A 22,824-nucleotide genomic window follows, 5' to 3' on the forward strand; every position below is an offset into this window, starting at 1 on the left:
GCATCTGGAAATCCGTCAAATACGAGGAGGTCTACCTGCGAGCCTACGCCAGCGTGTCCGACGCGCGCGCCTCGATCGGCCGGTATCTCGCCTTCTACAACGGCAGGAGACCTCATCAGAGCCTGGCACGGCAGACGCCCGATCAGGTCTACTTCAACCCGCTGCAGCCAATCCCGGTTGCAGCATAACAAGGGCCGAAATCCACCTAACCACAGCCCGCAAACTGTTCAGACAAACCGAGCCAGCTCTCTATCCATCTGGCTGGCCTGACAACTCCCACCCTCATCGTTCAGGGCACGCGTGATGCCTTCGGGTCGCGGGAAGAGGTCGCTACCTACGATCTGTCACCTGCCATCGATTTTCTATAGCTTGAGGATGGCGACCATGATCTTAGGCCTCGCAAGGCGCTGACAGGCCTTTCTCCAGCAGACCATCTCAAGACTTTGAGTACGACTGTTGCGACATGGGCGGGTCGGCTTAAGGGGCTGCGCGGCACGTGAGAGCAGCAAGCTTCAACGTCAATGGCATCGAGGACACCTACATTCCTCCACCACGTATATCGGCAGGGGCGGTCTTTTATCGCTTCAGGCCTGCCTCGCCCTGAGTGATGAGACGTGCGCTGCGCTGGTCGCGCGCATGGATCCATAGCCAACTTAAGGCGACGCTGAGGCGATTACGTACGCCGATCAAGAAATAGATGTGGGCCAAGCCCCAGATCCACCAGGCAAGCGCGCCACGCAGCTTGATCCAACCAAAATCGACAATCGCCAGCCGCTTACCCATGGTAGCGAGGCTGCCGTCAGGTTTATACCGGAAGCGCCTGACGCCATTCTGCTGGCTCAGTCGGGCGCGGATCGTCGCTGCGACATGTCTTCCCTGCTGCTTTGCGGCAGGAGCTATGCCAGGCACAGGGGAACCCTCTTGATCGAAGACCGCTGCCGTGTCACCGATCACGAATATCTCCGGGTGGTCGGGAACCGTAAGATCTGGTTCAACGATTACGCGGCCGGCACGGTCGGCCGAAATGCCAAGCCATTGTGCTGCCGGAGAGGCCTGGACCCCGGCTGCCCAGATGACGGTTGCGGCAGGCAGTAGGTTGCCTCCGAAGACAACACCTTCTGCCGAGCATGCGGTGACGGGACGGCCAAGCACAACCTCAACGCCAATCGATTCCAAAGAACGTTGCGCATAGGTAGACAGGTCGTCAGCGAAGCCGGCGAGTACACGAGGGCCGCCCTCGATCAAGACAACGCGGGCCTGACGCGTGTCGATGTTGCGGAAATCGCCCGGTAGTGTCGCGCGGGCCAACTCAGCTATGGTCCCAGCGAGTTCCACACCGGTCGGCCCAGCACCAATGATGACGAAGGTCAGTAGAGCTGAGCGACGCTGTTCGTCCCGCTCGCGCTCAGCCTGCTCGAAGGCAAGGAGGATGCGGCGTCTCACCGTTGTTGCATCTTCGAGCGTCTTGAGCCCCGGTGCGAACGGCTCCCAGTCATCATGGCCGAAATAGGCGTGACGCGCCCCGGTCGCGATTACCAAGGTGTCATAATTCACCGTCGACCCATCTTCGAGCCGCACGCTACGCATATCGCGGTCAATCCCCATCACGGTGGCAAGCAGCGTCGTGACCTCAGGACGCCTACGAAGCAAATGGCGGATCGGCCAAGCGATTTCGGATGTGGCCAACGAAGCCGTCGCAACTTGATAGAGCAAGGGCTGGAACAAATGATGGTTGCGCCTGTCGACGAGCGTGATCCGCAACGGTGAGCGGGCAAGGCGGTGCACGACCTCCAGTCCGCCGAACCCTGCCCCGATAACGATGAGATGATGCGGCGTACCCGGTATGCTCACCGACATCATGAGCTTCCTTTCGGGACCTGGCTTTGAGCGAGGCGGATTGGGCCTGAGAACACGCGAACCAGTAGGCGATGCAACGAAACAGGCCGAATTGGCGAGCAACTACTAGGCGGAGCGGACCAAAGGTCACGCTACCCCCCCGCTAGCAATAGCGGGCCGATCCTTTTGACGGCCAACTTCAGCTGCCAGGGCCTGGTAGTCCAGGGCCTGAGCATCGTTTCGGAGCGCCATGCGCACGAAGCGGATCGGAAACATCACCGCCTCGGCGTTCGCGTCGCTAAGCCGGGTTTCGCGCACCGACGCCCCTTCTTCAGCCCGGCTCAACATTCCAGCGATCGATGCTTCGCTGAGAGCGCCCTGAGATTTGAGCTCTGCGCAGAGCGCCGCCAGGACAAGAAGAAGGCCTTCCATCTGAAGATTGGCAGTATTCATATTGATTTTCCTCGACGATGTTTGAGCGATATCTGATCAACCAGTCCCAGCTTCGACGTCTTTCTCACTGAGCGCACGGTTGAGGTAAAATTTCTAAGCTGGCCTCGTTGTGGGCTGTTGCTGATGCCCCATGCGTGGGCCGCCATTGCTAACGCTCGTATTTCTCGCGCGGCGGGTGAACCTACGGGGACACCTGACAAGCTTTCCAAGCGGGCCATAGCAGCCTGATAAGCTTCAAAACTATCAATCGTCGGAATATTCATTGTGGCTCCCAGTGCCCCGGGACATTAGCCGGGGACTTGGCCGATCTTGACTATAGCGTAGACGGGTGCGGTAGTTTTCCTGCTCACCCCCGGCCTCGGTGCCTACGGCGGCGTTCTGGTCGCCATCTCGTCGAAAAGCACCTCGTGCTCGGTGTCTTCTTTCATGGCTTTGGATAGTTCGTCACCACTGAGGCGCCTTCCACCGTAATTCACCTCGAACGCGCGAGCGAACCGCTCTTCGTCGAATGCGGCGCGAACTCGGAAGCGACCTCTGTCCTCAAAGGCAGTGAGTTGGCAGCACATCTCCCATTCACTGAGCCACTCGGTCATGGCCACCAGCGCTTGTTCATGGCTCCCGAGCTCAATGTCCAGGTGAACTTGGAATCGGTAGCCGTATGAAGGCGCTTTCATTGCGACACCTCCCTGAGCGTTACCGTTCATCGTTGGCCGCTCAACCTGAGCAACATACGCCCTGAAGTCCAGCGTCTGGCCCGAGGAGGGCGAAGTCGCGGCGGCTTCGAGACGGAAATGCAACCTTTAGGCCGGCAACCTTGGCCTGACATTCCTTCGGAGATTGAAATGCCCGGCGAAATCTACCAGCTCGTCTATCGTTCCATTTATCGGTCGGGGCGAATTGATAATATGCTGCAAGCGCTCCGCGAAATCGTCAAATCCTCCAGCCGAAATAACGCCAAGCTTGGCATCACCGGCTACCTTGTCTTCGATGGCGACACTTTCCTTCAGATATTGGAAGGGCCCCGCACCGAAGTCGTGAGCACGTTCTCCCGAATCGAGAACGACCTTCTGCACCGAGACGCTGTCGTCATTCAATCGCGGACAGTCGAACAGCGCGATTTCGCAGCCTGGGCGATGGGCGGAGTTCTGAGAACGACGGCAATCCCTGCCGACCTGTCGGGGCAGGAGGCAGTTGAGTTCGCGAAGGCTCTGGAGTCGGAAAGGCCAATGCAGCCTAGCTAAATAGAGAACAAGGCCGGTAGCGGCCAGCTTGTTCGTCTCTGAGCTAACTGATCGCACGGGCGCCAACGTCTACCTGCAAGGGGCCGGGCGGCGCTCGATCGACGAGGCCGCGCTTTCGGCAGGTGTGAGGCCTTCGTCGACCGATGAATGGCCATTCGAGAATAGTTAGAATTTGAGCTGAGGTCGTACTGGTATCGCAACGGCTATGTCTCATAGCCAGCTACCATGCCAGCCCAACCTCCCAGCATTCGACGCCACGTCCGCCGAGCGACGATTGAGCTTGCCGAACTGCGCGCGCGTGACGAGCCGAGGCTGTATCACTGCATCATCAGGGACATTTCGCCAGGGGGGGCCAGGCTCCGCGTGCCGCTGGATTTTCCAAAGCACGGCGAGTTCAATCTAATCGCCAAGGCAGTCGGCATCGATGGCCCAGTTCGGATCATCTGGCGGGCAGAGCACTCAATCGGTGTTTCGTTCGTCAGTGATTACGGGCTCCCATTGCACACCCAGCGAACGCGGTACGCCGCTGACGGCGCTGCCTTCGCAACATCCTCCCCCTGCCTGCCGACCCTCGCGCCAGCGCCCCCCGCAGGTCGACCTAGGGGGAACGGCTAGCTGCCGGCGAGACACTCCGCTCAATGGAGGACCATGCGTCAAGACGGGCTCCATCGGGCGGGCACCAACCGGCGGACTTTCGGTATTCCTGCTGCTGACGGGAATGAGGCTTTCAAGCGTCACACTTCGCCGGCTAGCGTAGAAGCCCTTCTGCCGCGAAAGCGTCCCATCCCTCCAACGGCGTCCGCGCAGCATCCTCTTCATTCTCAGAATCAACGCTCATCGACCGGGCTTTTTCTGCTCTTTTCAATGCCGCTTTGCCTGCCGCTCGACGCCGACTTTCGGCAGCTGCCTGCGCATCTTCATCTCTCCAGAGCGCCGGTAGGTCGCCGTCGAGAACATCCTCGATATGCCGGGGATCGAAGATATGGAACGTGACGGCTTTCGACCGGCCGCGCATCTTTACCGTCCGCGTCCCAGCGCTGCGTAGTCGACCAGCTTTCATCCACTTGTGACGCTCGCGGGATGAGATCGACAGTATGTCCTCCACCTCGCGAGGGAGCACGGGCAGCTGTCCAACTCCCTCCAGTATCTCATTGATTCTTGCGGAGGCCGCTTGGAATTCGCCAGCTGCGCTCTCCGACATACGCAATTCGACACTCCCATTGGCAACTGAGACCGCTTTTTTAGCGGCCGCTGGCATGCGGCGCCGGAGTTCACGCTCAATACCGGTGGCCCTCACCGAAGAACCAAGGGTTGCTGAGGATGGCAGCGTCCAGTCGGCAACCCTAGATCCACCCGACGCCTTCTTTTGCTGATGTTGCATCCGATCGAACTCTCGTGATGGCTCGATTTAACTCCCGAAGCCGTCAGGGGGATCCGCCGGGCAAGGCCTCAAATCACGCACTAGTTGTTGGCTTGTTCATTTCTGAGCCGGACCTTACCCAATGTGTCGCCTTGCGCCGACGTAGCCCCAAATGAACTTCTCCCCAGATTCGCTCGTTAGAGAGCGGGGTCAATGGAGCGGCAGAGATGGCGACGCGAACTTTCACGGTTTTGGTCACGGCAGGATTGCTGGGAACGGGCGGCCATGCGCAAGCGGGATTTCTTGATGATTTCGCACGGGCCTTCCTGGCGGCTCCGGCCTCAAGACATATAGTGGAGTACGACCCGTTAGAAATGACGGTTAGGAAAGCACGCCGCCGACCAACGCGGTCTATCGAGATATCGTCTCGTCCCGCGCCGATCGTGAAGCTCGATCCCGTCACCGATCCCGGATGGTATCTCCGGGATCCAACCCTGCGGCGTGGGGATATCGTGGTTACGGGAAGCGGCGTGTTGGTTTACCGCGGGCGCGACAGCGATGACATCCACCGGAACGACTTTGCCGAACTCAGCGGTGGCAAGGCCGGGTCGAAGAACTGGAAATATCAACTGAAGACCGCAGCCCAAAGTGGCCGCAGCTTCTTTGCCTCCACCGCACGAGCAAAAACGGTTGAAGCAACGGCCTATTAGCCGCAGGCCGAGTGGCGCCAAGTTCGCAGGTCCAGCCATCCCTATCGGCACGCGCCGCGCCAACGCAGCGGATAAAGCACGGGTGAACTCTAACCTTCGTAGCGACGTGTGGAACAGGAATGGAGCGGGGCGGTTGCAGCGACACGAGCGTCGCGAAGCGCGACGGCCGAATCCAGATTCGGAGGAAGTGTCATGGAAAACGGCAGCGGTACATCAACTGCGACCGGCTTCAAAGCGATGTCGCAAAACGCCGAGACAGGCGAACGCGGCGACCAGCAAAACAATGAGGGCAATACCGGCGTCGCGGCCAGCCTGAAGGCGTACGGTGTTGACACCGACCAGATGACTGAAGCGGCTGGAGAACAGGTATCCGAACTTCAACGACTAATCTTGGATGAGGTCAAAGCCCGTCCGCTTCGCGCTCTAGGATGGGCGGCGGCAGCTGGCGTCATCTTCGGTTTCTGGGCAGCGAAGTAAGTCGTGGGCGGGTTGTTCGCATATTTCGTTGCTGAAGCGACGACAGCAATCAAGCGCAAAGCCACCGTCTACGGCCTCATGGCTGTAGCCGGATTGCTTATGATTTTCGCCGGAGGTTACGTACTGAATGCCGGTTACGTGATGCTCGCGTTTCGCTTAGGGCCCACTTCCGCCAGTTTGATTGTTGCAGGCGGCTTGATCGTTTTGTCAGTTTTTGCGGGGGTTGCTGCGTCAATCATCGGAAAGCGTCCGGTTCGCTCGGCGAAGGTCGCGATCCAGTCCTCGCCGTTCAGTCATCCGCCCCATCGCGCGCCCTATTCGCAACAGCGAATAGTGGCAATTGGGGCTGGAGCGGCGGGCGCACTTAGCGCTGCCATTGTATTAGCTCGCTTCCAGGGCCTCCGAAGCTTTTTACGAGGTAAGCCTGCCTCAAGACCTCTTTCCTCACCCGAGGCTTCGCCGGAGCCACGTGGAAGCAGGCGAGCCTAAAAACCCGGCGCTTGGGAGATTGGTCATGGCCGAAAAAGGTGAGAAAACTGCTGGTCAGGCGCGTCGCGCGAGCGACAGTCGCCCAAGGCCCGGCTCAGGTACTCCGTCCACAGATCACACCGGATCAAACACTGGCAAATCGTCAGCAAAGGTGACAACGGGCGATCCGAAGCCGTCGAGCTCGCCTAGCGCTCTCCAGCCTGGGCGCGCAACGAAGAAGTAGCTACGCTCCATGTTCTGCATCGACGGTACGTCAAGCTCGGTACTCCGCAAGGGGACCGGGCTTTAGCTGCTCGCCAACGCGCCTAAAGCGCAAGGACAGTTTCAGAGAGGGAATTAGCCCTGAGGCGCCCCTTCGGATCCGGGGTCGCGATTACGGGCCACCCATTGCGCCTCGGTAAGGTTCGGGCGCAGTTCTTCGGGCCATCCGCCCAGTCTCCGTTCTAGCTGGCGAGCCAATTACCATCGAGACAGCGTGCGTTCACTCACCGTGTATTTGATTCTTCCCGCCTGGCTCATGACCTTCAAGTCGGGACAGGCGGCGGCTTAGCTCTCGGCTCAAGCCGCAGCTCTCGTCTCACCGGGCTGCACAATCACCGACGCCGGCGATGCCAACGGCGTCGAGTTGGGCGACGGTGTTGGGGTTGTCTGTTGTAATGAAGTTGCGGCCGTTGGCTGAATTCGATCTCTGCCGCGTCCAACGCCTTTGCGACCACGTTGGAGACAGTTTGTGGATCGTTCGCGGAAGCGGTTCCGGAGAATGTAGTTGTGCCGAGGGTTGCGGCCGAGGATGCGCAAAAAAGCGTTGAGAGAAACAACCGTCTGTTCATCCTGCCGCCCTCGGTGCCATATTCTCGCGCCAGTTGGAACAAGCCTTTGGATTGCACCATACAAAGGCGAGCAAGTGCGGGCTCGTGACGATTTAATCGCACGAGCCTTGGGAAGAGGTGGGCGATATCGCGCGGCGTGAAGGAGGACAGCGCCAATGGGTGATGACGGTAGGCGGGGGCCAAGCCCCGCGGCCGCTGGATTTTTTAAAGCGTAAGCGAGGTCTATTCGGCAGCTAGGGCGATCGGCATCGATGGCCTGTCCGGATCATTTGGAGGAACGAGCGCTCGATCGGTGTTGCGTTCGATCGCTGAGAAGGACCGCCGCGCCTCGACGATGGAATTCGGCCTTCAAAACGAGCGTCGATATCAAGCCACGGCCACCAACACGCATCAGCGGAAGAACGCCAATAAGAGGATGATCGGCAGAGGTATCCCAAGCATCCAAAGCAATATTCCGCGACCCATATTAGCCTCCTGTTTTGCCAGTGCTGAACACGCGAAGACCGCGACGGTTCCGTCTCTTGCCGTTGGTTGGAACCATAAAGCGAACCTCCTAGTTAGGCCCTCGCCACATATGTGGCGTTGCGCCGGAGGAATTCATGAACGGCATCATTTATATCATCGGCCTCATCGTGGTCGTTCTAGCCATCTTGTCGTTCCTCGGATTGCGGTGAGGACCGCATCATGACCCTCAATTCACCCGATCTCGTCGTCGTGTCCCCTCCCTCAGCCGCAAAAGCTGCGGATGGCTCCTACCTTGAATGGAGCGCCATCTTTGGCGGTGCGGTGCTTTCTGCCGCCATCACGACCGTTATGGCCACGTTCGGCTCAGCGATTGGCCTGAGCCTAGTTTCGGCAGATACGTCTCGATCAACCGGAATGACGGCACTGGCCATTGCTGCTGGTCTATGGGCCATCTGGATTACGGTGTCGGCCTGCGGCGCTGGCGGATATTTGGCAGGACGAATGCGTCGTCCCGCAGCTGACGCTAGCGACCATGAACGTCATGTCCGTGACGGTGCGCATGGTCTAGTTGTCTGGGCCGCCGGTGCGCTGATCGTTACAGCGCTCGCTAGCTCATCCTTGATTGGGGCGGCGAAAACAGCAGCAACAGGTGCGGGGGCCGCATCTAGCGGAGCTGCAGCTCTAGTCGCTCAGCAAGCCGATCCGCTCAACTCGGCATTGGACTCGGTGATGCGTACCAATGGATCCACCCCTCCTACCGCAGAGGAACGGCAGGAAGCATCGCGCATCTTCATCGCCGGCCTGTCGTCAGGAAAGCTTGAGCCTGGAGATCGAGACTACATCGCTTCCCGAGTCGCGACGCGGATGAACATTCCCCAGCCCGAAGCGCAGAAGCGCGTCGACGATACGTTCACAAAGCTCAATCAGGCCAAGGAAACAGCCAAGCAGGCCGCCGAGCGCGCCCGTAAGATTGCTGTCATCACAGCCTTCCTCACCGCAGCCGTTTTGCTGCTGGGTGCAGCGGCTGCGTGGATGGCTGCTCAACTGGGTGGCAGGCATCGCGACGAGGAGATGGACCTCGGCTCAATCTTCGGCAGCCGATGAGGATCAATAGCGGGGGCATAGCCCCCGCCCTACTGCAAGTCGGGAGAAACGATATGGCTGAAAAAGGCGAGAAGACAGCCAGCCAAGTGCGTCGCGCTAGCGATAGCCGACCTAGGCCAGGTTCCGGTACCCCGTCCACAGATCACACCAATGACGCTGCGGGCAAATCGTCGGCCAAGGTGTCAAAGGAAATCTGAAGCAATCAAGTTCGCCCAGCGCTCTCCAGCCGGGCCGCGAAACCAAGAAGTAAAAGCGTTCAGGCCGGCGCGACAACTGTCATTCAAGCCCGGTACTCCGAATGGGGGGCTGGGCTTTCTCATTAGGCGCTCGAGCAGAATGTGGCACCTTGCCCCGCCGATCATTGCAACAACGGATCGGCCGGGAGGGCGCTCGTCACTGTGAACCACGTGTGGCCGTCTATTGGCTCCGCGTCGCCATGATGTCTCCGAAGTATACCTCACGTACTTCAGGCTGGATCGCATGGTCGACTTCGGCGACGAGCCTGAGGTGGATTGTCATCCTAGCCGCTGGCGGCCGATAGGCGCCATTATTCGTATGTTGATAAACCGATCTCGCACGTTAGCCTCGCCCGAGGCAATCAGGACAGCGTGCTCCGCTGCCAACTCTTCATGCGAGCTGCCTATCACATAATGACAAGGCAGCAACGAATCATCGGAATTGCGCGTCTTCGCTTCGAGCTGCGCGATGCGCTTTGCTATTGCTGCCGTGCTCATAGCCGCTCCTCGTAGTTGGTAATGAACCGAATGAATTCGTCACGCTCCTGCGCGTGGCCGGATTGCACGAGGTGAAACTGCTGGCGGTCGGCATCGGCCGGGCTTGAGGCAAACAGCACATGTTGAGCATGCGCTCGCCGCGCTCTTTCGAGCTTCGTCAGTCTCGTTCGCATGGAGCCGTTCACGTGTCGGCCCTCATCCCCGCCTCGATGGCGGCTCGCCGGTTCGGCTCGTTCGGCAACGGCCCAAAACGCCCCAATTCGGCAACGCGAGCGTCGCGGCTGGCTTTAATCTCGATGACGAAGGACGGACGCTTCCGAGCTTCCAGCCTCGCCAACCTCGAGTGGAAGTCCCTCATCGGCCCGGCCCTCCCTCCAGCGCTTCCAGGCGGCGATGCAGGTCCGTGACCTCGATCGCCTTCGCATGGGCATCCACCAGCTTGCCGAGTTCGGCCGCTTCCGATGGCGTGAGTTCCCCCGCCGCGACGGCGTGCATAAGCGCCTGGGTCGCCTTCGGCAGATCCTCCAGCGTCTCAATGGCCGGCATATCAAACGCAACCGGCCGGTCCTTCCGGGGAGGCGACAGGCGATCCATGCAAAGGCGGAGAGCCTGCATGTCGCCGGCCAGAGCGAGGTCGATCGCCTTTTGCGTCAGGGCCTCATGTTGCCCATCGAGCAGGGCCTCCATGGCAAGCGTCACCTTGTGGCGAGCGCCTTTCGGCTTTCCAGCGGGATTGCCGGACTGACCGGGCCGAAACGGTGCCCCGCGCTGCACTGTCGCTGTATTTGCAGGCAAACCCATCATACGCATCCTGATTGACGACTAGCGACCGGCGCGGCACGGTGGCGCGGCATGAGCACGTTTCTCCAGTTCGTCGCCGTCACTGTTCTAGGCCTCGTCGCCGCATGGCTTCTGCGCCACTGGATGGGGCTGTTCGACAGCTCGAATGTCGCCATCGTCTTTTGGGTAAGCCTCTGTCTCGCATATGGCTTCATCTACGACCGCCGTCAGAAGCGGAGGCGCCTCCGAGATATGCCGGGTTCGCCACGGCGCGACTGATACTGCGGGCGCCGGCTCCAGCGGTCTCTGCCTGCCGCAAAAGCATCTCAGTGATTTCCCTGACCCTTGGGCTCGCCATCGTCGCCGCCACCTGATCCTTGGTCGCCTGCGAGTTCGCCCCCATCAGCGCCTTCGCGACCTTCTGGAACGCGGTGACTGCGATGCCCGTGGCGCTCGCCTCAGGCTTGAACCCTTCGCCGGCCTCCAGCAGCTTCGAGCCCTCGGTGCGCGCTGCTGTGTCTGATCCCTGAGCGATCCGCTGGAGTGAATTGCGGAAGGTGCGGTTCGTCTGGATCGCCTGCACGATGCTATCGACATTGTCCTGGCCGAAGACGGTCGCCGCCTTCTGAGCATTCCAATCCTGCGGCGTGCCGAGCGTCCGCTGCATCGCGTTGAGGTCGTTGACCTGGGTTCCCACGATGCGGTCGATCTCGGCGCGAGCGCCCTGCTTTACCCGGTAAGGCACAGCAGATGGCCCAACCATCACTCCTTGCGGCAGCGCGCCTGCCCTGATCTCAGCAGCCAACTCGACTGGACGGATCGCCGTCTTGCCGCCGTCGAAGATCTGACTTCCCCGCTGCAACCCTTCGGATTGCCGCGCCACCTCTGCGAAGCGACCATCAACGGCTTTCACGCCTGGGGCTGCGCGAGCGAGAGCGTCGTCGATCTGCTGCCGCGCGATGGTCAACTGCTGGATGACGCGGCCGTTGGCCTCGCCCTGCATCAACCCATCGATTGCCTGGCGAGTTGCCATAAGCGTCTGCGGGTCGCGGTCGAGCTGCCCAGGAACGCCATCGATATCGAGCATGCGCCTGACATCGCGGACTGCGCGCTGCTCCGGCCCGCGTAACCGAATGGCAGCGGTCTCCAGCGCCTCTGCGACCGGTGCCGTTTCGACAGCGCGAGCGCCCTGCATGACAGGGCCGTAGCCTTCGGCAATCACGTTGCGATTAGCAGCCAGGCCCGCTTCAACCTGCGAGGGGATTGGCGCCGGCCCGATCGAGCGCTCGACCACGTTCGCTAGGCGGTGCCCAGTCCCCGCGTCGCGCTCGCGCAGCGCGTTGACGAGAGCGGACTTGCCTGGACCGTTGCCCGTGGCTGCGCCCTGAGCCAGCCCAAGCATCGAGGAGCCGGCATCTGGCAGCATGGCCTCCGGTCCCATGGAGGGCAGAGCGCGCAAGCCGGTTTCGTCTGCCTGAGCGGCCATCCGCATGACGCTTGATCCTGCGCGACCGACCCCGTCAACGTTCCGCCCCGCAACGGCGCTCCCGCCCCGCCACAAAGCTCCAACCATGGAGCCGAGGACCGGCATGCTCGCGCCGATGCCCAGGCCCACCTTGCCGGCTTCGAAGGCATTCCTAGCGTAGTCCCAAGGGTTATCGGTGTAGGTATTGCCGGCGCCGCTCGCCGCGCCGTACGCCGCACCCTCCGCTCCAAAGCCGAGAACCCGAGGCACGATGCCAGAGCCAACGCGTCCGGCGAGTGTCATGCCATTCCTGATCAAGCCGACGCCCGTGGCGAGCCCGCCTGCCGCCTCTGCGATGTCAGAGACAACGGGAGCGGCCTCACGAAGCGCCTGCGTCCTGGCGTGCTGAGCGTCAACGCCCGCACTGTAGGACGGTGCCTGCCCTGTGAGAGCGTCGCCAGTCCCAGCGATACGATCGGCCATACCAAAGGTCATGCCGTTTGCGGCGAGGCGAACCCCGTCATCCACCAACCCGCCGACCTTCCGCATCTGATCGCCGTAGGACATCGTTGAGCCTGGCGCGGCGGGCTCCAAGCCACCAGTCGGGGTGCCCATGGCGTCGAACGTGGGGACCGTCGCCACAGAGGCCTCTGGCGCTTCGAGCTGCGCCAGGAGGGCCGGGTCTGTGACCTTCGTGACGCCAGACGGTGCCCGAACGCTCAGCGTGTCGGCTTCAAGAAGCCGCAGGAGTTCTGGGTCTGTGACCTTGTTCGCCATTCCCGTCACTCCTGGAACCATTCATTGCCGCGTTTGACGTACGATTTGCCGCCGACCGACTTGCGGGGCTCGCTCTGGGCCGGCTGCTGCGGCGCGGCCTGTGTGCCGGCGGCAGCTCCACCCGCTGGATTGTCCTGCGCGGCGCGATACTCCTTGAACTTGGCGAACGGGCTTTCGAGCGCCCGGACTGCGTTGTCCGCTTCCGCCTGGCTGATCTCCCCTCGCAACGCCTGTGTCGCGATATCGCCCTGGCGCATCTTGTAGTCGTTCATTGAGCGCAGCGTGCCCAGGACGATCTGGTTGCCCTCGGGCGTCCTGAGCATGGAGGGCAGCGCGTTGCGGAATATCGTCACGTCCCGGTCCGACGCGGCGCCTGGCATACCCTGCCTCATCTGAGGAGTGAGCTTGTCGATCAGAGCGGTGAAGGCCTCCATCTCTGGCAGCTTGCCGCCCGTCAGGCCGCTGGCGATGTCGTCCCAGCCCCAGGCTTTGGCAAACTGCGCCATGGCCAGTCGGGTCTCTGCGCCGCGCCCCGTGGCGATGCCCTTCGACATCCCTTCGAGCATGTCGAGGTCGCCCTGCATCTGACGGGCGGAATCGGACGCTTCTGCCATCTCGCCGTAGCGCTTTGCCTGCAACTCGTTGGCCTTTTCGGTGAACTTGCTCGGCCCCTTCGTATCGACGTTGACCGTCGTTCCCCCGCCAGCGCTGGAAAGCTTGCCATCCGGCCCTACCTGATAGGGCCTCCGGTCGTCGGCCGGTATGCCAGCCGCTGCTCGCTCGGCGGGATCGGTTAGAGACTTAAAGCCCTGCCCGCCCTGATAAACGACCTTGCCCGAGCGAGGATCTACGAGGTTGGTGCCAGCAGCGACCGCCATGGGCTGAACCGGCTTTTCGACGCCGACCGGTGAAACCTGCCCCGTCCTCGGGTCGGTTCGATACATCTGATCGCCAACGACCTGGAAGCCGTACTGTTTGGGCTTCATCGCCTCCATGACGATGGCCAGACCCTCCGTCCTGCGACCGGCGCGGATCATGTCGATTCCGAGCTTGGCCTGCGCCGGCATATTGCTGCCGAGCGCTTGAGCATTGGCGAGAGCGGCGGTTGCCGGCTGAGCCGGGACAGCTTCGCCAGTGCCCGCGTCACGAGGCAATGCGGCGACAACCTTCGCGACGGACTCAGGAGGAGGCGCGAGGCCCCTCGGCTGGATGCCTCGTGCTTGGAGCGCCTGCGTGACACTCGTGACAGCATCGCCTGACGGCAGCCCAAGCCGACGCTGCCCTTCGGCAACTGCGAACTCGCGCGCGCCGCCGGATTCCGTATTTGTCAGGTCCGGTGTGCGCGGCGCCGTCTGAGGGAGCGCTGAAGGCAACTGTCCGACCGCCGGTACCGCCCCGGGCGCCGGCAGATCGGCCTGAGGTGTTGGCATGGCCAGGTTGGCGGGCCGGGCCGGCGGTTGCTGCGTAGAGAGCAGAGCCTGGGTCGCGCGATCCGCCGGCAGAGCCGTGTTCATCCAAGGCTGGCTGATGCCCTCCGATTGGAAGACCGGAGGCAAGGGCATGTTCGTTTCTGGCTGCTCAACGGGCTGAGCGCTCGGTCCAGCGCCACCTTGAACCATCTCCCATGGCTGGGTGCCTGCCGGTGCTGATCCGATGGACGGTGGTACGCCGCCTGCTTGAGCAAGCGGCTGAATTGCATCCTGCGGCGGCAAGCTTGCGCCGTTGTCGACTGGGTTCTGGAGTGGGTCGACGACAGTGGGCGTCGGGTGGTTTTCGACGCCGGGGATGACAAAGCCGTCAGCGCCGGTTTCCATGTCGACGGTAGACGCTCCAGGCGCCGGCAGATCGGCATTGGCGGTGAAAAGCGCCTGAGCTTTGGCGCGGTGGCCGTGCATCTGCTTTTCGACTTTATCCCGGACCGTGCCGGGTGCACCGCCAGCCGCGGCGTCAGAGGCGTTGTAACGGCCGGGGCCGCCCGCGTTGACAATCGAATAGAGGTCCAGAAGCCCCATGCCGGGCTGCGCGCCGTTCTTCTGGAAGTATTTGAAGATGGCGCCATTCGGACCAAGCTGTGACCCTACCGGATTTGCCCAATCGACCCCGTGTTCTTTCGCCTGGGGCTCCCCGAACTGGATCAGGCCGCGATGCTGCCCCCATTTCGTTGTTGGGCCGCGCTTAGTTGGGTCGAAGGTGCCGCCGGTCTCATAAGAAACGAGCGTGGCCAGATCGACCGGGTCAACTTTCAATGCGGCGGCGGTCTGTGCGAGACCCTCCTTGATCTCTGGCGAGACGTTGAGAGGGCCGGCGCCCGCAATCGCTGCGGAGCCGGCGGGGCCAGTGTCGGCCGCGCTCGTCGCAACCGCCGCAGCCTCTGGCGTAGCAGAACTGCCGGCACCAAAAGCCGCTGCCATCTTGTCCGCCAAGGTATTGTTGCTCGACCGCTCCATCTGATCGACCTTGCGGGCCTCCATGCCGGCTGCGAAGCCTTCGAAGCCTTGCGCAACGGCCTGCCAAGGGCTGGTCATCGCTCGCGCCTTGGCTGCCCGACGTGCCATCGCCTCCGCCACCTTGCGGCGGTTCGCAATCGCCTCTTCCGAGACGATGTGCGTGCCGGAGTTCGGGTCGGATGGATTGAACCATGCCATGCGGTGAGTCCCTTAAGAGAGTTTCATGCGCAGCCGGCGCCTGGCCGATGGCGAGAGAAATTCGGAGGTGAAGACGCGATAAACGGCCGCGTCCTCGGCCTCGCCTTCCGTGACCCGGACAAAGCCGAAGCGACGAAGGCGCCTGCGCATCCGAGCATCCCCCTGGGGGGCGTAGACCAGCAGCTCGAAAACGCCGCCGAGGTGAAGCTCCAGGCACGTCTGATAGGTCTTGCGGATCATTGCCCGCGTGACCTCCAGGCCGTTTGGAATCATCACGAGTTCGGCAACGCCGCTATTGTGGTTCTGCACCACGGCCGCGATGGTCGCCTCGCCATTGGTGAAGGCAAAAAGCGGGCAGGGCCACACCAACGCGCGGGGCGAGTTCGGCGCGAGGAGCTGAAGCGCCGCGATGTTGAACCCGACCGAGAAGATCAGGCCGCCGGGCATGCTCTCGCATTCGCTGACATTGAATGCCGGCAGCTGGTCCAGCGGCGTTCCGGGAGGGAAGGCGTTCACATCCATCATTTTGGTACGCCCGGAGCCATCTTGAACAGGTTGCTGGCGATCGAGCCGAGGCCGGAAAGCATCCCCCCGTACTGCTGGGATTTGGCCGCGTAGTTCGACTGGACCATGCCCATGAGGTCCGGCGCCGCTATCGAGGCCTGCGGCGTGCTGGTCCAGGTCGGCTTCGAGATTTGCGACCCGGACATAAGCGCACTGATCTCGTTGATCGGCTGGTTGCGCTGCTGAAGTATCTCGTCGATCGTCTGCTGCCGGCCCTGCATCTGGCCTGTGTAGGTCTGCCAGGCGCGATCGAAGAGCGATTGATCCTGCTGCTGCTCGTTGGCGGCGTTGGACTGCGCCTCGGTGAAATACTGCTGGCGCCCCGACAGGTCCTGCGTGAAGTCCTGCTGTGCCTTCTGAGTACCCTGGTTCCAGAACTGGCCTGTGCGGGACAGGTCTTGGGTGAAGGCGTTCTGCGAGCGCGCTAGAGCCTGCTGGAATGCCTGGTTCTGCCCGTTCAGTATGAGCTGGTTACGGGCATCGTTTTCCGTCTGGCCAAGATCCGTCATCGCCCGCGAATAGGCGTCGGAATTGGCTTTGATGCCCTTGTCTGCAAGCGAGGCGTCAATGTCTGCACGCTGGCGCTGGAGCTGGGGGGTGAGGCGCTGGTTGCCCAGGTCAATAAGCTGCTTTTCGAGGTCGGCGTTTGACTCGATGTTTGCGCGGTCGACCATGATGGCGTCGGGTGCGTAGCGGGAGCTGACCGTCGTAGCGCCGGGCAGCCCATACCGGTTGGTCGAGCCATCGGGCGCCGTAGGCATCTGGCCGACGTTCAGGTTAAGCGGGGTCGAGAGCAGCTCATCGATCCGCTTCGACTGGCTCACGCCGATCTGGCCCAGGTTCTGCTGCGTCTGATTGTTGAGGTCGTAGAGCTTCTGGTTGCCCGGCGAGAGCGTCTGCGTGACGCTGAATTTCGGTGTGCCGTCAGCCCAGGTTTCGCCGCTCTGACTGTATTCAAGCGAGCCATCGGGGGTGTGCTGGTCCATGGCGTTCAGTCCCTGCTGGCTGATCGCGGTTTCTTTCGACATCTGCGCCTGGGCTTGCGCCGTCGCGTATGGATCGGGTGCCTTGGGTGCCTGCATTGGTCACCACCTGCAATTCTGTTTGAGAAGCCCGAGAGACACGCCGTCGTCATCGGAGAAGAAGTTCGGGTGAAACCCCTCGGTCGCGAATCCTGAGCGAGGCTCATGGAGCGGCTGAAGCGATAGGTCGGTGTCATCAGTGCGCTCCCGACACAGCGGAGAGAGCGGTTTCGAGCTTGGCGAGGGCGGCGAAGTCCATCCGGTCGCGCATCTGCTCGGAGGCGATTGCCTGCCGCACGCCCTCGGCCCCGCCGTAGCTGGCGACCAGTGCAACGCTTTGACGGGCGCGCTCGGCAAGGGTGGTGCGGATTTGAGCGGCCTGCTCAGCCTGGGCAGTCAGGGCGGCGGCTTCGCGCTTAGCCTCGACCCATGCCAGCGTGAGCCAGCGGGAGAGCTGGGCGCGGCGCTGAGCCAGCGTGCGGCACATGCTGAGAGCGAAGCGACCTTCATGATGGGCGCGGCGCATGATGGCCGAGAGATTGTAGGAGGCGCGGCCGGCGCTGAGCGAAGAAAGGGGAGCAGTCTGTTGCATCGTCGCCTCGGGGCTTGCATCTGATTTGCCGATGTCTACAAATAGGATGCATACCTGTTGCATGTCAACAGGCAAAATGTAAGGATGGACATTTCACATGATCAAGCCAATTCAGTGCAAGGCGGCGCGCATCCTGCTCGGACTCGAACAGTCCGATCTGGCAAAGGCTGCGAATGTCTCTGAGCGCACGCTTACCGACTTCGAGCGGGGAGAGCGCGAGCCTCACCCGGCCACGCTTGCGGCGCTGGCAGACGCTTTGACGCGGCTCGGCGCGGATTTAATCCCCGAGAATGGCGGCGGCATCGGCGTCCGCGTGCGGGAGCCCGGCAAGGAACATAGGCCGGAGCCCAAGGCGCGCCGGAAGGCGACCTAGCGCGCCACCGTGGCGCGCTTTCCGGGGCTACTCTATACGGTCATTTGCAAGCCGCTGAAATTCGACCTCGTCGGCCTTGTCCTCAAGCATGGCAGTCTCAGCCTCGTCGCCAGGAGCGAGCGTCCCGCCTTTGTGGAAGATGAACGCGCGGGCGAACTTCTCTTCTGCGAAACAGATCCGTAGCGAGCCCGTCTCGCTCAGCGCCGCGCAGACCTGATATGGAATTTCCCAAGCTTGGAGCCATTCCTCGATGTCGCGCAGCTTCGCGTGGAAGTCTTCTCCAGCGAGGCGCAGCTCAACATGATGGGGCCAACTCTCGGTGCCTTCGGCCATTGCACGCCTCATTCGGTGATTGGAATACGCATTCACATCAAAGATTGTAATCCTTCTAATATGAACGGCAGCCAAGCCTGCGAATGCCAGCGCACGACAGCGCATGCCAGCGCACTTCGTTGCACAACTCATTGATTTAATTGCGTAAATGTCGCATTTGAACGATACTCAGCCTCACATTGGAGGTTCACCATGCGCAAGCGCAGAGCAACGAAGACGGAACGTCTCACACTCGCCGTGGAGCCACAGCTGCGTGCCAGCATCGACGCCGAGGCCGAGCGCCGTCACGTTCCCCTATCGAGCATTGTCCGTACCATGTTGCGCGATCAGCTTGCGGTTCTGTCGCTGCCTAGTCAGGCCAGCGCACGATGAGCGATGTCGCCGTGGGGCCTCGCGAAACTCTCGCTCCTAATCGGCTTGTCTACGATCAGCCCGAGCGCGTCGGGCAGTGGGTTGCGGCGAAGGTCGATGTCGAAGGCTTCATCCCGCCCTATACCGCGCTTGGCTGGGAGAACGCCAAGGGCGAGCTTACCGGCGGCATCATCTTCAACAACTTCACGGGCGCGAATGTCGAAGCGTCCGTCGCCTGGGACGGTCCGGTTGCGCGCACCATGCTCAAGCATGTCCGCAAGTACGTCTTCGGGCAGCACAAATGCCGCCGCATCACGATTCACACCCGGAAGTCCCGGCACGACGTGATCAGCCAGGCCGAACGCCTCGGCTTGCGGCGTTCGATGATCTGCCTGACGACCATTGGGCGAAGAATGCAGCGCCGCACCAGCGCGCCCGCCAGTTGCTCGCCCTCGACGAAGCGCACAGTGCGGCTGGCGAGCAGGCCCAGGAGGATAGCGGCTTCAATGCAGCGGACGACGCTCGCAGAGACGCGGTGCGGGACAGCTTTCGCGACTTCCCAAAGTCGGTATTCCGCGACTGCGAAGCTGCATTGCGAGGCGATCGGCGACCAATCGATCGCTATTTGGATAACTACCTAAGCTACACGAATTTCGACGCGCTTGAGCAGTGTCGCAGGGGGCGACATGGACACCATCGGGTTGTCGTGGACGCGACCATCACTACCAAGGACAACCTCAGCGTTCGCCTCGCGATGAACATGCTCGACGATCGAGGGCAATGGATTCCGGCGCCAGAATGGCGCGAACTCCCCTACTACGGCCTTGCGGTCGTCATGGAGCGACCGGATGACGAAGTGCTCTTCATTCACGACATCGATCAACTAGTTGTCGGACCAGCCACCGAATACCGACACTACCGCCACGGCGATTCTATCGAACGCCAACTCTTTGAGGCCTCCTGCGAGTTGGTCAACGCCGTTTTCTGGCTCACAGTACAGCGATTGGCGCAGCGATTTGAGGTCACGCTCGCAAGCTACATTGTTATGCTCCGCCAGGGCAAAAAGGGTCCGATCATTGGATTGGATATTGTCGATGCGCTCGACGAGCACAAAAAAGATATCGCCAAGAGCATCGGCGGTTTCGAGGCAGAGGCGGGCTGGAGCGCCGAAGAATTCTGGGCAGCTTGCGATAGTCCAACATCTCCACGTCGAGGCTATGCCAGCGAAAGCTTGGTGCGACGCCTACGCGCTCGAGGCGGTGGGACTGTGAAACTGACCGCCGGCGAGGTGGATCGGAGGCTGCAGTTTCTATCGACCGCCGACGCTTACGGCATATGGAAACCGGCACGGGGCGCGGGCACTGGGAAGGTCGTCAGCCTGTTTCCGATCACGCCAAAAGCTGAGCTGGCACAGACCGACCCTCCGCCGCCTAAAATGCTTGAGGAGGTGGCAAAACCCGCTCCGGCTCTGCTCCCCTATTTGCGTCGGACCTTCAAACCATCGCTACTGAGGGAGCAGCCGCCGCCCGAGGCTCCGGCAACCCGGTCGCGGCTCGACGCTCCGTCCTATTCAGGCCTGCGCGCCGCACCTTGGCCGGATGAGCTGAAGCGTGAGTTTGCACTCGAAAGCACGGGAGCCTTCGTGACATTCGTGAACGAACTGCGGCGTGCTGAAAATCGGTTGCCCATCCCGCAAGGCAGCTTCCCATCAAAGGCGAACGACTTGAACAAGCTGGCGAAGGAGGCGCGGCTTGCTCGGGCTCGCCAGCAGCAAAGACCGCCTCGCCCGGACGAACCAGTCTGACGACGCAGACGAATGCATTTCGAACACTAGTTCAAAAGTGGCCGCCATGATCCACTCCGAGCGCACCGAGGAGGGCCGAAAATGGAGTCGAAAAATCCGCCCGCTCAGCAGGACCAAGCGCCCGATAGCTGCCGCTCATGACCCATGAACCAGAATCGACCTAGCCGGGCGCTCCGCACATAGGCTGACGCCAAGTCTTCTGGGCAGATACGATGGTCTTACGAGCCTCGTAGTCTCGATCGGCGACAATGCCGGCGTCGGCCTGGTTGCGTAAATGGGCCGAGCCCGAGATGTCACAGACGCCTGGCATCGCCACGCATCATAGGTGCTGCGAAATTCGTCGCCGGGCATCTGAACCTCCTTACGATGGTGCAGAGGCAGATTGGACGCCAGGGCGCGGTTCTCGCCCCGAACAGCCCTTCCCGACCTCCCTATCGTTAATGCGCGCTGGCCCCATCACGTTGATGACTGGCGCGCGGTTGACCAAAGGTATTACCCATTGCGCTCCTCTGATCCGCCCCGTTTGCGAGGTCTTCTTGCCAGCGAGCGCCTGATAAGTTGAGCTTTGGAAGAACACAGCCAAGGACAGCGAGCGCGACCCTTTTTGACTTGCCGCGAGCGGCCCCATTTTAGGGAAGGGATCGAAATGGTAACCATCAGAGGTACAGACAACGACGACACTCTATTTGGCACGGATGGAGACGACACCTTCGAGGGACTCGGTGGTTCCATCGACGTTTTTCGCGGCGGCAAGGGCAGCGACACCTATTACGGCCATTCGCCCGGCCAGACGGATAATCTTACTCTCTACGCAAATGCCGTCTGGTATGACACCGAGACCGGCCCGAGTGGCGTCACGGTGAATCTTGCGACCGGACAGGGAACGGACAGCTACGGCAACGCCGAACGGTACTTCGACATCTCGGAGGTCGCGGGAACGAAGAACAGCGATGTCATCACCGGGTCGGCCAGCGACAATATCATCCGGCCGTTTGCAGGCAACGACAGGCTGGACGGAGGCGGCGGCTTCGACGAGGTGCACTACGCCAACGATCCCGAACTCCTGGGGATCGTCGCTAGTCTGGGACAAGGCACGGTCCAGAAGAAGTATGCCGGGGGTATCGCGTTCACCGACGCCATAGCGAACTTCGAGGCGATCCGCGGCTCGATGGCCGACGACATCCTCACGGGCAGTTCCGGAAACGACCGTTTCAGAGGCATGAAAGGAGCCGATACCATTGATGGCGGCGACGGTATCGACACCGTCGACTATTTGCGGGATGCCAATGCAAGCGACGGGAAGAACTCGATTATCGCAAACCTCGCCACCGGCACGATCCGGGACGGCTTCGGGACTATAGACCAGGTGAGCAATGTCGAGAACGTTCGCGGAACGGCGTTCAACGACAGCATCACCGGTGACAGTAAGAACAATGTCCTGCGCGGTAATGGCGGGAACGATCTGATTGATGGCGGCTCGGGAACGGACACCGCCGAGTATCTGGGCAACCGCAACGACTATGCGATAGCCCGGAACCAGAGTGGCAGCCTCTCGGTCACAGATCTGCGAGCCGGAGCCCCTGAGGGCACCGATACTCTCCTGAACATAGACCGATTGAAGTTTGCCGATGTAACACTGGATGCGGCGCTCCTCGTGCCGTGGACGGCGCCGACTCCCGAACAGGTAGCAACGGCGCTGGAAGCCGTTGTGCCGGGCCTTTCATCGCCGACTATCGATGCTCTGAAAGCGGCACTAGCCGCCGAAACCATCACTTTCGAGCAGATGATCGATGGTTTGATCGAAGAGGCCCAGACCTCGACCGTGCCTGCGCTCGTCATCGCCAACTTGTTGGGAGGCACAGCACCGACACAGGTGCATCTCGCCGCTCTCACCGGCTTCGCGCAGATGCAATACGAAGCGTACGCGGCGAGGGGTGTGCTCAACCCGTCGCTCGGTCCCTACGAAGCTCTGGGCTATGGATTTTCAGAGACCCAAGGCTTCGCTAGCCGCTATGGTGCGCTCGGGGCAGAGAGCTTCGTGCTGAGCAGCTATCAGGAGGTGTTCGGCAGGTCCGCCTCCCCGACGCAGATCGCGCATTTCGACTCGCAGATGAGCTACTTCCAGCAAATTTACCGTGGAGCCGGCCTGACCCCCGAGGACAGCCTGAACAAGGCCAAGGGAGCAATCATCGGCCAGATGATGGGCCACGCCATTCTAGACGAGCCTGATCTGCACACCATCGATGATGCTGCCAATATGTTCCTGCGTCAGGCGGTCGTCGGCCAAGCAAACTATGGAGACCCGCTATGAGCAGATTGCTTTTTGCCGCGTTGACCGCCCTTGCATTGATGTCACCGGCGGCTGCGCAGCAGAGAACGAACAATCAGAAGCAGGTGTACGCATGCGAGGCGATCCATA

At 61.5% G+C, this 22,824-nt stretch carries 24 protein-coding genes and 1 pseudogene; 10 read left to right on the forward strand and 15 right to left on the reverse strand.

Features of this window, described 5'->3' with window-relative positions; translation table 11 throughout:
* Together AC1D2L_RS20155 and AC1D2L_RS20160 are read left to right on the forward strand one after the other, a co-directional pair.
* On the forward strand, positions 1 to 188 hold a 188-nt coding region (locus tag AC1D2L_RS20155), incomplete at its 5' end, for an integrase core domain-containing protein (protein WP_476847684.1).
* 45 nt (positions 189 to 233) lie between these two features.
* Positions 234 to 500: pseudogene (locus AC1D2L_RS20160) on the forward strand (alpha/beta family hydrolase); the annotation flags it as partial.
* Positions 501 to 576: 76 nt separating this feature from the next.
* On the opposite strand, the gene AC1D2L_RS20165 reads toward AC1D2L_RS20160, so the two are convergent.
* The 4 genes from AC1D2L_RS20165 to AC1D2L_RS20180 form a co-directional block, all read right to left on the reverse strand.
* Entirely contained in the window at positions 577 to 1,857 is a 1,281-nt protein-coding gene (locus tag AC1D2L_RS20165) for an NAD(P)/FAD-dependent oxidoreductase (RefSeq protein ID WP_476847685.1), read from the reverse strand.
* A gap of 126 nt (positions 1,858 to 1,983) precedes the next feature.
* Positions 1,984 to 2,289 carry a hypothetical protein gene (locus AC1D2L_RS20170; protein ID WP_476847686.1) on the reverse strand — a complete coding sequence of 102 codons (306 nt, stop codon included), beginning with the start codon at positions 2,287 to 2,289 and terminating at the stop codon, positions 1,984 to 1,986.
* The gene (locus AC1D2L_RS20175; RefSeq protein WP_476847687.1) at positions 2,286 to 2,552 is read right to left on the reverse strand and encodes a hypothetical protein; all 267 of its coding nucleotides are present in this window, start codon (positions 2,550 to 2,552) and stop codon (positions 2,286 to 2,288) included. The genes AC1D2L_RS20170 and AC1D2L_RS20175 overlap by 4 nt, the downstream gene beginning before the upstream one ends.
* Before the next feature lie 102 nt (positions 2,553 to 2,654).
* Entirely contained in the window at positions 2,655 to 2,963 is a 309-nt protein-coding gene (locus AC1D2L_RS20180) for a hypothetical protein (RefSeq protein ID WP_476847688.1), read from the reverse strand.
* 168 nt (positions 2,964 to 3,131) lie between these two features.
* Here AC1D2L_RS20180 and AC1D2L_RS20185 point away from each other — a divergent pair, with 168 nt between their 5' ends.
* Both AC1D2L_RS20185 and AC1D2L_RS20190 read left to right on the forward strand, forming a co-directional pair.
* The gene (locus AC1D2L_RS20185) at positions 3,132 to 3,530 is read left to right on the forward strand and encodes a BLUF domain-containing protein (protein WP_476847689.1); all 399 of its coding nucleotides are present in this window, start codon (positions 3,132 to 3,134) and stop codon (positions 3,528 to 3,530) included.
* Between the two features lie 225 nt (positions 3,531 to 3,755).
* Positions 3,756 to 4,145, forward strand: coding sequence for a PilZ domain-containing protein (locus AC1D2L_RS20190; protein ID WP_476847690.1), 390 nt, complete (start codon positions 3,756 to 3,758; stop codon positions 4,143 to 4,145).
* A gap of 133 nt (positions 4,146 to 4,278) precedes the next feature.
* On the opposite strand, the gene AC1D2L_RS20195 is transcribed toward AC1D2L_RS20190, so the two are convergent.
* Positions 4,279 to 4,911: a hypothetical protein gene (locus tag AC1D2L_RS20195; RefSeq protein WP_476847691.1), complete on the reverse strand. Its 633-nt coding sequence runs from the start codon at positions 4,909 to 4,911 to the stop codon at positions 4,279 to 4,281.
* 206 nt (positions 4,912 to 5,117) lie between these two features.
* Between AC1D2L_RS20195 and AC1D2L_RS20200 the strand changes: the two genes are divergently transcribed.
* The 3 genes from AC1D2L_RS20200 to AC1D2L_RS20210 all read left to right on the forward strand — a co-directional run bounded on the left by AC1D2L_RS20200 (position 5,118) and on the right by AC1D2L_RS20210 (position 8,965).
* Positions 5,118 to 5,600 carry a hypothetical protein gene (locus tag AC1D2L_RS20200; protein WP_476847692.1) on the forward strand — a complete coding sequence of 161 codons (483 nt, stop codon included), beginning with the start codon at positions 5,118 to 5,120 and terminating at the stop codon, positions 5,598 to 5,600.
* Positions 5,601 to 5,792: 192 nt separating this feature from the next.
* Positions 5,793 to 6,077, forward strand: coding sequence for a hypothetical protein (locus tag AC1D2L_RS20205; protein ID WP_476847693.1), 285 nt, complete (start codon positions 5,793 to 5,795; stop codon positions 6,075 to 6,077).
* 2,003 nt (positions 6,078 to 8,080) lie between these two features.
* Complete coding sequence (locus AC1D2L_RS20210) at positions 8,081 to 8,965, forward strand: hypothetical protein (protein WP_476847694.1); 885 nt, start codon at positions 8,081 to 8,083, stop codon at positions 8,963 to 8,965.
* A 515-nt stretch (positions 8,966 to 9,480) separates the two neighbouring features.
* Here the strand turns inward: AC1D2L_RS20210 and AC1D2L_RS20215 are convergent.
* The 8 genes from AC1D2L_RS20215 to AC1D2L_RS20250 form a co-directional block, all read right to left on the reverse strand.
* On the reverse strand, positions 9,481 to 9,699 hold the full coding sequence (locus AC1D2L_RS20215; RefSeq protein WP_476847695.1) for a hypothetical protein: 219 nt from the start codon (positions 9,697 to 9,699) through the stop codon (positions 9,481 to 9,483).
* Positions 9,696 to 9,884 carry a hypothetical protein gene (locus AC1D2L_RS20220; RefSeq protein ID WP_476847696.1) on the reverse strand — a complete coding sequence of 63 codons (189 nt, stop codon included), beginning with the start codon at positions 9,882 to 9,884 and terminating at the stop codon, positions 9,696 to 9,698. The genes AC1D2L_RS20215 and AC1D2L_RS20220 overlap by 4 nt, the downstream gene beginning before the upstream one ends.
* 169 nt (positions 9,885 to 10,053) lie before the next feature.
* Positions 10,054 to 10,509 (reverse strand): DUF5681 domain-containing protein, encoded by a 456-nt coding sequence (locus AC1D2L_RS20225; RefSeq protein ID WP_476847697.1) that lies wholly within the window; start codon positions 10,507 to 10,509, stop codon positions 10,054 to 10,056.
* 181 nt (positions 10,510 to 10,690) lie between these two features.
* On the reverse strand, positions 10,691 to 11,566 hold the full coding sequence (locus AC1D2L_RS20230) for a hypothetical protein (protein ID WP_476847698.1): 876 nt from the start codon (positions 11,564 to 11,566) through the stop codon (positions 10,691 to 10,693).
* A 1,160-nt stretch (positions 11,567 to 12,726) separates the two neighbouring features.
* Positions 12,727 to 15,366, reverse strand: a complete 2,640-nt coding sequence (locus tag AC1D2L_RS20235) for a hypothetical protein (RefSeq protein ID WP_476847699.1) — start codon at positions 15,364 to 15,366, stop codon at positions 12,727 to 12,729.
* A 12-nt stretch (positions 15,367 to 15,378) separates the two neighbouring features.
* Positions 15,379 to 15,813, reverse strand: a complete 435-nt coding sequence (locus tag AC1D2L_RS20240) for a hypothetical protein (RefSeq protein WP_476847700.1) — start codon at positions 15,811 to 15,813, stop codon at positions 15,379 to 15,381.
* A 74-nt stretch (positions 15,814 to 15,887) separates the two neighbouring features.
* Entirely contained in the window at positions 15,888 to 17,012 is a 1,125-nt protein-coding gene (locus tag AC1D2L_RS20245; protein ID WP_476847701.1) for a hypothetical protein, read from the reverse strand.
* A 136-nt stretch (positions 17,013 to 17,148) separates the two neighbouring features.
* Positions 17,149 to 17,544 carry a hypothetical protein gene (locus tag AC1D2L_RS20250; protein ID WP_476847702.1) on the reverse strand — a complete coding sequence of 132 codons (396 nt, stop codon included), beginning with the start codon at positions 17,542 to 17,544 and terminating at the stop codon, positions 17,149 to 17,151.
* 97 nt (positions 17,545 to 17,641) lie between these two features.
* Between AC1D2L_RS20250 and AC1D2L_RS20255 the strand changes: the two genes are divergently transcribed.
* Complete coding sequence (locus AC1D2L_RS20255; RefSeq protein ID WP_476847703.1) at positions 17,642 to 17,917, forward strand: helix-turn-helix transcriptional regulator; 276 nt, start codon at positions 17,642 to 17,644, stop codon at positions 17,915 to 17,917.
* 27 nt (positions 17,918 to 17,944) lie between these two features.
* On the opposite strand, the gene AC1D2L_RS20260 is transcribed toward AC1D2L_RS20255, so the two are convergent.
* A complete protein-coding gene (locus tag AC1D2L_RS20260) occupies positions 17,945 to 18,250 on the reverse strand; it encodes a hypothetical protein (RefSeq protein ID WP_476847704.1) in 306 nt (101 codons plus the stop codon).
* A gap of 353 nt (positions 18,251 to 18,603) precedes the next feature.
* Entirely contained in the window at positions 18,604 to 18,924 is a 321-nt protein-coding gene (locus AC1D2L_RS20265) for a hypothetical protein (protein ID WP_476847705.1), read from the reverse strand.
* Here AC1D2L_RS20265 and AC1D2L_RS20270 point away from each other — a divergent pair.
* Positions 18,903 to 20,405, forward strand: coding sequence for a hypothetical protein (locus AC1D2L_RS20270; RefSeq protein WP_476847706.1), 1,503 nt, complete (start codon positions 18,903 to 18,905; stop codon positions 20,403 to 20,405). The two genes, AC1D2L_RS20265 and AC1D2L_RS20270, sit on opposite strands and share 22 nt — an antisense overlap.
* 646 nt (positions 20,406 to 21,051) lie before the next feature.
* Positions 21,052 to 22,716 (forward strand): calcium-binding protein, encoded by a 1,665-nt coding sequence (locus tag AC1D2L_RS20275; RefSeq protein ID WP_476847707.1) that lies wholly within the window; start codon positions 21,052 to 21,054, stop codon positions 22,714 to 22,716.
* Positions 22,717 to 22,824 lie beyond the last annotated feature (108 nt).

The sequence above is a fragment of the Allobosea sp. P1_B10 genome, assembly GCF_056406735.1.

Coding starts and splice junctions, on each gene's coding strand:
- AC1D2L_RS20165 (WP_476847685.1), bottom strand. CDS start 1,857: ATGTCGGTGAGCATACCGGGTACGCCGCATCATCTCATCGTTATCGGG.
- AC1D2L_RS20170 (WP_476847686.1), bottom strand. CDS start 2,289: ATGAATACTGCCAATCTTCAGATGGAAGGCCTTCTTCTTGTCCTGGCG.
- AC1D2L_RS20175 (WP_476847687.1), bottom strand. CDS start 2,552: ATGAATATTCCGACGATTGATAGTTTTGAAGCTTATCAGGCTGCTATG.
- AC1D2L_RS20180 (WP_476847688.1), bottom strand. CDS start 2,963: ATGAAAGCGCCTTCATACGGCTACCGATTCCAAGTTCACCTGGACATT.
- AC1D2L_RS20185 (WP_476847689.1), top strand. CDS start 3,132: ATGCCCGGCGAAATCTACCAGCTCGTCTATCGTTCCATTTATCGGTCG.
- AC1D2L_RS20190 (WP_476847690.1), top strand. CDS start 3,756: ATGCCAGCCCAACCTCCCAGCATTCGACGCCACGTCCGCCGAGCGACG.
- AC1D2L_RS20195 (WP_476847691.1), bottom strand. CDS start 4,911: ATGCAACATCAGCAAAAGAAGGCGTCGGGTGGATCTAGGGTTGCCGAC.
- AC1D2L_RS20200 (WP_476847692.1), top strand. CDS start 5,118: ATGGCGACGCGAACTTTCACGGTTTTGGTCACGGCAGGATTGCTGGGA.
- AC1D2L_RS20205 (WP_476847693.1), top strand. CDS start 5,793: ATGGAAAACGGCAGCGGTACATCAACTGCGACCGGCTTCAAAGCGATG.
- AC1D2L_RS20210 (WP_476847694.1), top strand. CDS start 8,081: ATGACCCTCAATTCACCCGATCTCGTCGTCGTGTCCCCTCCCTCAGCC.
- AC1D2L_RS20215 (WP_476847695.1), bottom strand. CDS start 9,699: ATGAGCACGGCAGCAATAGCAAAGCGCATCGCGCAGCTCGAAGCGAAG.
- AC1D2L_RS20225 (WP_476847697.1), bottom strand. CDS start 10,509: ATGCGTATGATGGGTTTGCCTGCAAATACAGCGACAGTGCAGCGCGGG.
- AC1D2L_RS20230 (WP_476847698.1), bottom strand. CDS start 11,566: ATGCTCGATATCGATGGCGTTCCTGGGCAGCTCGACCGCGACCCGCAG.
- AC1D2L_RS20235 (WP_476847699.1), bottom strand. CDS start 15,366: ATGGCATGGTTCAATCCATCCGACCCGAACTCCGGCACGCACATCGTC.
- AC1D2L_RS20240 (WP_476847700.1), bottom strand. CDS start 15,813: ATGCCCGGCGGCCTGATCTTCTCGGTCGGGTTCAACATCGCGGCGCTT.
- AC1D2L_RS20245 (WP_476847701.1), bottom strand. CDS start 17,012: ATGCAGGCACCCAAGGCACCCGATCCATACGCGACGGCGCAAGCCCAG.
- AC1D2L_RS20250 (WP_476847702.1), bottom strand. CDS start 17,544: ATGCAACAGACTGCTCCCCTTTCTTCGCTCAGCGCCGGCCGCGCCTCC.
- AC1D2L_RS20255 (WP_476847703.1), top strand. CDS start 17,642: ATGATCAAGCCAATTCAGTGCAAGGCGGCGCGCATCCTGCTCGGACTC.
- AC1D2L_RS20260 (WP_476847704.1), bottom strand. CDS start 18,250: ATGGCCGAAGGCACCGAGAGTTGGCCCCATCATGTTGAGCTGCGCCTC.
- AC1D2L_RS20270 (WP_476847706.1), top strand. CDS start 18,903: ATGCCGCCGCATCACGATTCACACCCGGAAGTCCCGGCACGACGTGAT.
- AC1D2L_RS20275 (WP_476847707.1), top strand. CDS start 21,052: ATGGTAACCATCAGAGGTACAGACAACGACGACACTCTATTTGGCACG.